Consider the following 9,590-nt stretch of genomic DNA (forward strand, 5'->3'; position numbering starts at 1 on the left):
TATCTGGTTTTGGTCAAGCCCCCGTGGGTCCCCCAACTTTGCGGTGCGACCCAAGGGCGATTTACTCGCCCTAGGAGGCGCGCACCGGAAGGGACGCAAGAAAGTCTTATTCCCCCCAAGCGAGCAATCCCTCGCTTGGGGGGCTAGGGGGGCAAAACCATACCCAGAATCAGCAACGCCATTTTTTTTACTTGTAGGAATGGGGAGATAGGAAAATGGGTAGGTTGTTGAGAATTCTAGGGATAGCGATCGCATCGGCTTATTTTGCCTCGATGTTAGCACTTAGCAGTGCCACAGCAACCATCCCTACACCGCCATCTCCCTCCTTTGCAAGGAATTTTACTGGGCAAACAGCGATAATCTCAGCCCAAGCTATGGAATCATCAAGGGTTCAACCTGCTATACCGGTCAAGGCTGAGATTGATGCTAAAACTGAAGTGTTGTTTGAGCAACTTTTTGAGGGATTTGGGGCATTCAATATCCTGATTATCTTTTTACTTACCGTCGGTCCGCTCAAACTAATTGTACCCTTTGTCAAGCTGACAGCTAATGCTGATCCGGCCTTGCGTCGCCAGCTTGCTTTACGGGGGTTTGGCATATCCACCTTAGTTATTTTTGCGGTAGCACTACTTTGCCAAAATGTTCTGAAAGCCTGGCAAATCGATCTCTCAGCAATGCTAATCGCAACAGGTATTATCCTTTTTTTAGTGGCTCTGCGAACAGTATTATCCCAGTATAATCACCACCAAAATAACGAGCACTCGCCTGTAAATCCTTCTCTGAAATTAACGATTAATCCTTTAGTTTTTCCCAGTATTTTAACTCCCTATGGCATTGCTGTTGTGGTGACCATTAGCGCCATGTTCGGACGGATGGCAATTGCTCCCGGTTCTATGTTTTTGCTATTATTTGTGGTAATGGTACTAAACTTAGGAGTGATGTTGGTCGCCCATCCCCTTTTGAATCTCATCAAACCCGTCACTCTAAGAGTGCTTGGTTTTGTGTTTGGGGTGATGCAGGTGGCTCTGGGACTAGATATGATTTTGACGGGAGTGAAACTGGAAGCGATCGCACTGAAATTTCTTCTAGGGTTGTAACATAATCGGCGTTGCTGATTCTGAGTATGGTTTCGCCCCCCTAGCCCCCCAATTCTGGGGGGAAAAAAACTCTAAAAGTCCCTTCCGGTGCGCGCCTCCTAGGGCGAGTAAATCGCCCTTGGGTCGCACCGCAAAGTTGGGGGACCCACGGGGGCTTTAAGAAAACCAGATGATCGCGGATTCATTCCTTAATTCAGCAACCCCACATAATCGACCCATAATTACCCGATCTCACCACATACTTCCCATAAATTTCCCTATTCCCGATCACAGACCAAGCTGTTGTCGCAACGCATCGGGCATATTCTCGGCTTTGTCCAAACCTGTAGCATTTTTCCACTTCGTCTGTCGATTCCAAGAGATGCCTTCAAGGTTAGCACTAGTTAGATCTGCACCAGTCAAGTCCATACCATTAAGGTTTGCATCTGTGAGATCTGCACCACTGAGGTCCGCATGTTTGAGGTTTGTACCATTGAGCTTTGCATATCTGAAATCTGAACCAGTCAGGTTCGCACTAGTGAGGTCTGCACCAGTGAGATCCGCACCCATGAAGTTGGCACCACTGAGATCAGCATTCCTGAGATCAGCATTCCTGAGCTCAGTAATACTCAGGTTGGTTTTACTGAGGTTCGCTCTAATTAGCAATGCTTTACTAAGCTTGGCTGTATTAAGGTTAGCTCTCGCAAGATTGGCTTTAGTTAGATCAGCTCCCGTAAGATTAGCTCCAGTAAGTTCAGCGTCATTGAGACTAGCTTGATGGAGTATAGCATTCGCCAAGTCAATGTCAATCAAATCGGCATTTGGGGCATCCAGCCCCCTCATGGAAACACCATAGTTGTTCAAAACCTCAAGGGCTTTTACTCTGGCATGACTAGTAGCTACTCCTGCTCCTGCGGCATTATCGACAATTTGCCATGCCTCATAGATTATCCTTTTTCTGCGCTCTAGACCTTCAAGCATGTAAAGAGACGCTCCAAATAAAAGAGCGAAACCTTCAAGATTTTGCACTTTAGAGACGAACAATAGTTGCTTTACCAAACAAAACCCGTCTGAATCTTGAGGTGAGCAAACTTGTTCGGTTTCAGTTGTCTTTGGCTCCAATGACGTTTCAGTTGTTTTTGGTTCGAATAACGTTTTAGTTATTTTTTGCTCCAATACACTTAATCCCACTAGAAAGAAGTAAGCAATAATGAAGGAAAGCACTACACGAAGCCAGATATTGCTTAGATACTTTTCGCTTTTGGGAACCACTACACGAAGCCAGACATTCCTTAGACGCTTGTTTAATAAGCCAATCACCTGTATCCTTATTTACTAAAAGTCCTGATCTTATTTGCAGTATATAGCAGGTCTTAATTGAGAGAGGTAATTTCGTCCTAGGTTGCGCGGGAGTAGGGAGTAGGGAGTAGGTAACTTCGGAATAGCTATACAGCTTTGGCAAAAGGCATTGCCACCATGAGCAACTGCCGTGGTTTCCCATGAGCAACTTCCCGTTGAGATTGGTTTTAGCACTTTTGGCTTATTTGAATTGGTCAATACATGAGTGCGTATTGTTATAATATGCTATAAGCAAAATAGTATCCCCCCCTGCGCCCGCGCCCCATAATTTGGTGAAAGGGTATTGCAGCTGTTACCCCCTTATAGATTGGGGGATGGGTACCTTGGGTGGAATTTTGCAGGTGGCGCTCTAGCCATCAGAATGCCTGGGAATTTGTCCTGCTTAACAAGGGATAGCTCCTGAAGGGCATCGGGAGCAGGTCAAAGTTGGCTAAAAAATCAACTATATATAGAGTTTTTCGTTCTTATGAGGGACAATCAGTGTCTTGATGCAGTCGGCCAAAGGGTGAAACCCTCAGCATAGGGCTGCATCCCTACTCTGTGTTACGAAGTCTCTGCTCCGATTAACCCACCACAAAAGCACCTCAACCAATTGAGAAATGCTATAAGTGACATACTCCCAAGGCACCTGATGATTTAGAGATGATTTCAAGTTAACTTATTTTGTCCTAAGCTAAGCTGATCTAGCTGGAGCAGTATCTTAGACCCTAGGGTAATACCGAACAGCCACAAAAGATGGTTGTTATGGTCTAACTATTTATGTATTTCACTCAGGGCAAACGCATCTAAAATTATAGAAGCCTTACTCAGAAGCAATGCAGCGCTTTAATCAGGGGGTTTCCACCAGTCGCTACTGCATCAAGACAAAAATTTCAAAATTAATCAGCAAAAATTAATCAGCAAAACTACCTATCCTATGAATCTCATATCCAGTAGGCATTTCAAAATAAGATGCGTCTACCCTGCGTCCTACCCTAAAGTTAAAAAACGCTAATCATCCACCAAGCTATAAAATTAGCTAAAGCAATTAATTCAATTAAAATAACCCAATGATAAGCTTAGAACCAGGAGATTCTATTAAAGACGGCGACTATACCATCCAACGTGAATTAGGAAAGGGAGGCTTTGGAACGACTTACCAAGCTACTCGTCACTTACCCGATGGTCAGGAAGAGATTGTTGCCATAAAAATTGGAAGAGAAGAACTACCCGATAATCAACGAAGCGAAAGAGAAAAAAAATTTAAAGATGAAGCGCAGCGACTCAACCAATTTAACCATAACCATATTGTTAAATTCATAGAGTACTTCTATGAACCAACAATATATCGTCCTTGCATCGTGATGGACTATATCGAAGGAGAGAACCTACACAGACTCACTCAACCAGGGAATGGAATTCCAGAGGAACAAGCCATCAAATATATTCAGCAAGTTGCCGATGCCTTGACAGCAATGCATAAGGTTAAGTTGATTCATAGAGATGTCAAGCCTAGTAATATTATGGTAAGACATGGAACTGAAGAAGCAATACTGATTGATTTTGGGATCTCCCGGGAATTTGTTCCTGACCGGACAATAGAGCTAACGCGACAATGGTCGGAACGTTATGCTCCACCCGAGCAACAACTACGCCGCTTTAAAGCAGGCCCACCACTTGATATCTATGCCTTATCCGCCACCTTCTATTTCTTGTTAACCGGACGCCAACCAGTTAGTAGCAGAGACCGGGAACATGAATTAAAAAGATATAGAAAAGACCCTCAAAAACAAGATGTGGAAAACTTCGTCACCAACAAAAAATTGAGAATAGCAATTCTCAGAGGTATGGAACTAGATCAACAGCGAAGACCTCAGTCAATCTCAGATTGGCTAAAATTACTAGAGTCTCCAGCAATAATAAGTCTAACTGATAGGTTTAGACCTATTGTTGGATATATATTTAGTTTTAGTATTGAAGCTCAAGTTAAAGTTTTATTGACAATTTATAAACTTATAAAAGACAGAGATTTATACAGCTTAGAAAAAGCTATCAATCTATTTGAGCAAAATCAAAACAACTATCAAGGAAACAAAGAATTTGAAGAACTCTTTAGTGAAATAACTCGTAGATATGCTCAAGACGTATTAGCTCTAAGCGGAGAGCCAGGAGTTCGTAAGGGAATTGAAAAGTTGGAAGAAATTCAGCAAAGACTGGAGAATAACTTCGACATTGAAAACCTGCCGGAAGATGATATCATCGCTCAGGAATATAAAGATGTTAGTGCTCTTCTAGAGCAGATGATAAATTCCCGTAACGGTAACAATTAGGATTTTCATGTATTATTTAAATAACAGCCAAAGCAATTATCCCCAATAAAGCCAAAGCTGATACAATTGTAGAAGCACCTTTCTTATCCTGAGATAAATCCTCCTGTTCTTCAATCGGTTCTTTAATAGTTTCCCAGCACGCCTCTCTAATGGTCGCACTCCACTCACTGCCCATTTCTGAAAACCAAAACACATTAGGATCACCAATAAATGGGTGACGGTTAATGGTTTGCTCTTCACGGTTGACGGAAATTGGGTGACGGTTAATGGTTGAGCCTTGACGGTTAATGGTTGGCCTTTGATGATTGGTTAATGGGTGACGGTTATGGTAGTATTCGGACTGATATCGGTAAGTATCAACAATAATTGGTTTGGCCTGATCACCAGTAACGGTATTGTTTTTCTGTGACATTGATTAACACCCGATTCTAAAGGTTAACAAGGTAAGGATTCAGCTAAGGCACTACCTGCTGAATGCTGAGTGCTAATAGCTGATTTCTAAGTATCTATAGACTTATCGGGGTAATCACCAATAGTTATGCAGAAAATTTTCAAGACCAGTAAGCTGTCAGCTGTCAGTGGTCAGCGGTCAGCGGTCAGCGGTCAGTGGTCAGCTTATTTTATTCAAAAGCAGCTCAAGTAGGGTGGCACAGGCTTCCAGCCTGTGACCTAACCCATAAGCTAATAGCTGATCGCTATTAGCTTAGCTGAGAGCTGACAGCTGATAGCTGATAGCTGTTCGCGTAGCGTGCGCGTAGCGCATACGCTTACCCTAAACCTATCGCCTCAAATTAACATAGCGAGTCAGAATCCGAATGATCTCACCCTCGACAGGGGAAGGAATCGGCGGGGTCCACGCTATGACTTCGGCAAAGCGAAGCACGTGCAATTGGTTAATCACACTCTCAACACCTTTGGGTACACCACAGGCGAGGAGGCGGACTGGGGTTTTGCCCTGAGGGACATCATAGATCGGAGCTTTGATGAGCTCTGGAAGCGATGCAGCGCGGTCTTGGGGGTTTCCCCCATGAGCGACTGCATCAAGACAGGAACGTGGGTTTACCATGTATATATCACCTTGTTTCTTTGGTGGTGGAATAGCGATCGCACAGAGGTTGTCGAGCCATAGAGTGCGATCGCTTTGTGCTGGCGAGGGAATTGCCAATCACTGTAACTGCGTACTTTTATAGTATATCCTATCTTTGCCAGTTTGTCAACACTTTGAGTTTAAAAAAAAATTAGAGAAGTATTATTTTCAACAATTCATGCTGCGAGCGGTTACAATCAAACGTAACGAACGTTTAGTATGGTAAGAGGTTAAACACTGAAGTGGTGATTCACTGGAAATTGGCAGTAGTCATGGCTGAGCGCAACATCAGCAATAAAGACCTAGCTGAGATAATTGGAAAGCATCCTAACTCCGTTTCCAGGCTAAAACGGCATCGTCGTCTACCTAGAATTGACGAAGACATACTCAACTCCCTGTGCAAAGCACTCAAGTGCCAACCAGGGGACTTGATAGTCTATCAAGAGGATGAACAAGACCCCTAAAACGGGAAATTTACCGGTAATCGGAAATCGCAAATCGCAAATCGGTAACCGGTAATCGGTAATTTTCCCTGAGCCTTAGCCATCAGCGCGTTATGGATGGGCCCAAAAGATAGGAGCCCCTAGCTGTCTGGTGAATCGTCTCTGCAATTTTTTTAGCCACCTTTTCACTAGTCCAGTAGCTGTCGTGAGCACTGCCACCATTGATTAATGCTAAAAATGTCGATTGTATCGGTTTAGCGACATTTTCTAATAATCCAGAACCGTAGGTAATTACATCTTCAAGCTTAATAACTTTGTCATACTCATCTACTAATTTTGGTAACACTCCTTCTAGGGGCCAAGCAATGGGATCCCCGGGATGTACAAAGTTTTGCCAGGGTAACGCCACTCCTTGTTGAGTCAGACTTCCCAGTAATTCCTTTAGTTTGGAACTAATATCATGGGTACTCCCCTCTCTGGTGTTGCCAACAATATGGATCAGAGTAAATAGAGCAATCGGTGAACCCATAGTATGAACACTAGCCAGAGGAATGGCACTGTCTTGCTCAGATTCGATGCCCAAAATGCTTTTGCGAATCTCCTGAATACTCTGATGACCAGGTATACTTGGGTCATCCCATCGACTAGCAAACAACACATCAAATAGGATAATCGTTCCCCAACTGTGAGTAACTAGGTGCAAACGATCCTGATCTTGGTATCCTTCCAATCCCTGATAGGCTTGTTTACTCATCTGCTCAATAGCCAGAGAGCTAACATGTCTGCTGAGGTAGAGAGCCCCGTCTCCAACGAATTGTAAGATTTGCTTTTCACGGAAGTCTCTGAACCAGAATTCATTCCACACCTTCGATGCATTCAATGCTGCTACTAGTTCCTTCTCCTGCTCAATTACCACATTCCCCCAGTACAGAGGGATCTTTTTGAGTTGAACGGATGACTCAACATTATTTTGAATCAGATCGAAAAGCTTGTCAGCGTATTGGGGTGTTTCTCGATCTTGGCGAGTATTGACACCATGTATAAACAAAATGTAGTCAGTAGCCACGGATCACCCTCTCTTTTATGGAATTTTATAGATGATTCCATCAGTTTATGCGATCGCGTACCCTACCCGACCGCGATCATGGATTCCTGGTAGGGAGTAGAGAGTAGGGAGTAGAGAGTAGGGAGTAGAGAGTAGGGAGTAGGGAATATGGCATCAAAAATTCTCACAATTCGTAAGCATTCAGCTATCAGCGTGTCGCGTATCAGCTATCAGCTAATGCGCTACAGATGGTGCTACTTGAGGTGCTATCAGCCAAACGCGAGTGCGTGGCCATAGGCCAAGGCTTATGGCACCTCAAGTAGCGTGGCCATAGGCCAACGGCTGACAGCTAAATGCTTACCTTTCAATTCTGATTAATCTCGAACTATTAGGTGCGACCCGTGGCGAATTTAATTCTTAATGGGTCAAGGGCACCTTTAAATTCTTCTGTTCGCGTAGCGTGGCCATAGGGCAAAGAGGTTTATTTTAATTAAGCTGAACGCTGTTCGCGTAGCCCATATGCTTCCCCTCAGACTCATAATGGTAGTTCAATGGTAGTTTTCAACTTTTACTCTAATTATTTATTAGACCTCTTGCAAAAGTCTTTTTATGATAGTGTTTACGTCAATTATTGTCCACTATTCCCAGATCCGCTGTTCCTTCCGACTTCTGCCGCGAAGTCTATTTAGGCTGTGCTTATCTAAATGGAATTATTGTTCGATTATGTTTTTACAAATATAAGATGCACCAGATCTAATTTATGTCTTCTGTATCCTATAAAAAAAACGCAAATTTATTAGAATAATATTAAGCCCTAATCAGGTAGTATGGTAAAATAGTTTCGCTATCTATTTGTGCCAATTCAATCTGCTTTTTGGTCAGATTTTTAGCTCCTTGGAGGTTAGCCCCTCTTAAATCTGTACCGTGGAGATTAGCTCCTTCTAAATTTGCCTCTTGCAAGTTAGCTTGAATCAACGATGCCCGCTGTAAATTAGCATTCCAGAGGATTGCCTGTTCTAGCTTAGCGCTCCTGAGAAATGCCCCTTCTAGGTTAGCATCAGATAAGCAAGCGTCTGTCAAGTTAGCTTTGATCAAGTATGCTCCTTGGAGGTTAGCTTGATTACAGTCTGCCCCTTCTAGATTGGCTCCGATCACATATGCTCCTTTTAGATTAGCCTGATTAAGATCAGCTCCTTGTAGTTTGGATCCATTAAGGTATGCCTCTTGCAGGTTTGCTTCTGTTAAGTTTGCCCCGATCAGTGTGGCATGACGTAAATCAATTTTATCATCTTCGAGCTCTTTTGAGCTGTCGCGCCTGCCAATAACCGTCAGGGCACCTTGAATATCAATAGGAAGTTTTTGGTCTTCTGTAATTGGAAGAGGACTGCATGAGTCATTGATTTGCTTTTGCATCTCTACATGAATCTTCCCAGGGGACTGATATCGCACAAATGTCGATAAAATTTCCATGATTTTCCAGTGGTCTTGGGCAGAAACCTTAGCAATTCGTTCTAGGGCATAAATTCCACCTAGCCGCAGGGCAATCTGATCAGAACTCAGCCACTCAAGGGCATTATTCAAGCATTGAATCATTTGCCTGTCTTCTGAACAGATAGCCTTTTTGTCACTTATACCAGTCTTTTCTAAATCGAATGAACGCTTGCTTAAGTAGTAAATTTTCAGCAAAATTACTAGTCCTATAGCCATTATTAAAACAGCTATATAAAAAACAATTCGGTCTTTTTCATCTACTTGATTCAGTAAAAAAAATAGTTTATTGAGTTGGGATTCTTCAAGAAATCCATCAAGGAAATTTATGGGAAATACCACAAACCAATATAACGAAGCAATCCCTAAGTATACTAATCCACTATAAATCAAAAAAACAACCATTTTGAACCGTAACGGGTGATTTTTTGCCTGGTTTACCTTGAGTTTCATGCCTTGTATTATCCTTAACTCAACTGGTAGACTTTATTAAATCACCATCTTGTGAATATTATGTGAATAAATCAAAAAATCTAACTAACGAGCTATTTCTATATACAGCGGATCTGGGAATCGGGAGTCGGGAGCGGTGCGACCCAAGGGCGATTTACTCGCCCTAGGAGGCGCGCACCGAGGGAATCGGGAGTCGGGAATCGGGAGTCGGGAATCGGTAAAAGCGGGAAATGGGGAGAATTATCCCGGGAATTATTGTGTATTTTGATACATATGGGTAGATTTTTTTCGGACATACTTATGTATTTTGATACATATTTTGATTAATTA

The 9,590-nt window shown here is 42.9% G+C and carries 11 protein-coding genes; 4 read left to right on the plus strand and 7 right to left on the minus strand.

Features of this window, described 5'->3' with window-relative positions; all coding sequences use genetic code 11:
• On the plus strand, positions 1-211 hold a 211-nt coding region (locus tag F6K20_RS11965), incomplete at its 5' end, for a hypothetical protein (RefSeq protein WP_287294815.1).
• Between the two features lie 4 nt (positions 212-215).
• On the plus strand, positions 216-1,097 hold the full coding sequence (locus F6K20_RS11970) for a MarC family protein (RefSeq protein ID WP_048815341.1): 882 nt from the start codon (positions 216-218) through the stop codon (positions 1,095-1,097).
• A 267-nt stretch (positions 1,098-1,364) separates the two neighbouring features.
• Here F6K20_RS11970 and F6K20_RS11975 read toward each other — a convergent pair whose 3' ends face one another.
• Both F6K20_RS11975 and F6K20_RS11980 read right to left on the minus strand, forming a co-directional pair.
• Positions 1,365-2,396: a pentapeptide repeat-containing protein gene (locus F6K20_RS11975; protein ID WP_287264740.1), complete on the minus strand. Its 1,032-nt coding sequence runs from the start codon at positions 2,394-2,396 to the stop codon at positions 1,365-1,367.
• A gap of 30 nt (positions 2,397-2,426) precedes the next feature.
• Positions 2,427-2,609, minus strand: coding sequence for a hypothetical protein (locus tag F6K20_RS11980; protein WP_161603195.1), 183 nt, complete (start codon positions 2,607-2,609; stop codon positions 2,427-2,429).
• Positions 2,610-3,484: 875 nt separating this feature from the next.
• Here F6K20_RS11980 and F6K20_RS11985 point away from each other — a divergent pair.
• Positions 3,485-4,744, plus strand: coding sequence for a serine/threonine protein kinase (locus F6K20_RS11985; protein ID WP_071105440.1), 1,260 nt, complete (start codon positions 3,485-3,487; stop codon positions 4,742-4,744).
• 16 nt (positions 4,745-4,760) lie between these two features.
• Here F6K20_RS11985 and F6K20_RS11990 read toward each other — a convergent pair whose 3' ends face one another.
• Together F6K20_RS11990 and F6K20_RS11995 are read right to left on the minus strand one after the other, a co-directional pair.
• Positions 4,761-5,156, minus strand: a complete 396-nt coding sequence (locus F6K20_RS11990; protein WP_287294817.1) for a hypothetical protein — start codon at positions 5,154-5,156, stop codon at positions 4,761-4,763.
• 366 nt (positions 5,157-5,522) lie between these two features.
• On the minus strand, positions 5,523-5,909 hold the full coding sequence (locus F6K20_RS11995; protein ID WP_008188938.1) for a hypothetical protein: 387 nt from the start codon (positions 5,907-5,909) through the stop codon (positions 5,523-5,525).
• A gap of 164 nt (positions 5,910-6,073) precedes the next feature.
• On the opposite strand from F6K20_RS11995, the gene F6K20_RS12000 reads away from it, so the two are divergent.
• Positions 6,074-6,295 carry a helix-turn-helix domain-containing protein gene (locus F6K20_RS12000; protein WP_008188939.1) on the plus strand — a complete coding sequence of 74 codons (222 nt, stop codon included), beginning with the start codon at positions 6,074-6,076 and terminating at the stop codon, positions 6,293-6,295.
• Positions 6,296-6,377: 82 nt separating this feature from the next.
• Here F6K20_RS12000 and F6K20_RS12005 read toward each other — a convergent pair whose 3' ends face one another.
• The 3 genes from F6K20_RS12005 to F6K20_RS12015 all read right to left on the minus strand — a co-directional run bounded on the left by F6K20_RS12005 (position 6,378) and on the right by F6K20_RS12015 (position 9,556).
• Positions 6,378-7,340, minus strand: coding sequence for a hypothetical protein (locus F6K20_RS12005; RefSeq protein ID WP_287294819.1), 963 nt, complete (start codon positions 7,338-7,340; stop codon positions 6,378-6,380).
• 786 nt (positions 7,341-8,126) lie between these two features.
• The gene (locus F6K20_RS12010) at positions 8,127-9,260 is read right to left on the minus strand and encodes a pentapeptide repeat-containing protein (RefSeq protein ID WP_287294821.1); all 1,134 of its coding nucleotides are present in this window, start codon (positions 9,258-9,260) and stop codon (positions 8,127-8,129) included.
• 98 nt (positions 9,261-9,358) lie between these two features.
• A complete protein-coding gene (locus tag F6K20_RS12015; RefSeq protein ID WP_287294823.1) occupies positions 9,359-9,556 on the minus strand; it encodes a hypothetical protein in 198 nt (65 codons plus the stop codon).
• Positions 9,557-9,590: the final 34 nt, after the last annotated feature.

Source organism: Moorena sp. SIO2C4 (genome assembly GCF_010672485.1).
In the GTDB taxonomy this organism is placed as follows: Bacteria; Cyanobacteriota; Cyanobacteriia; order Cyanobacteriales; family Coleofasciculaceae; genus Moorena; species Moorena producens.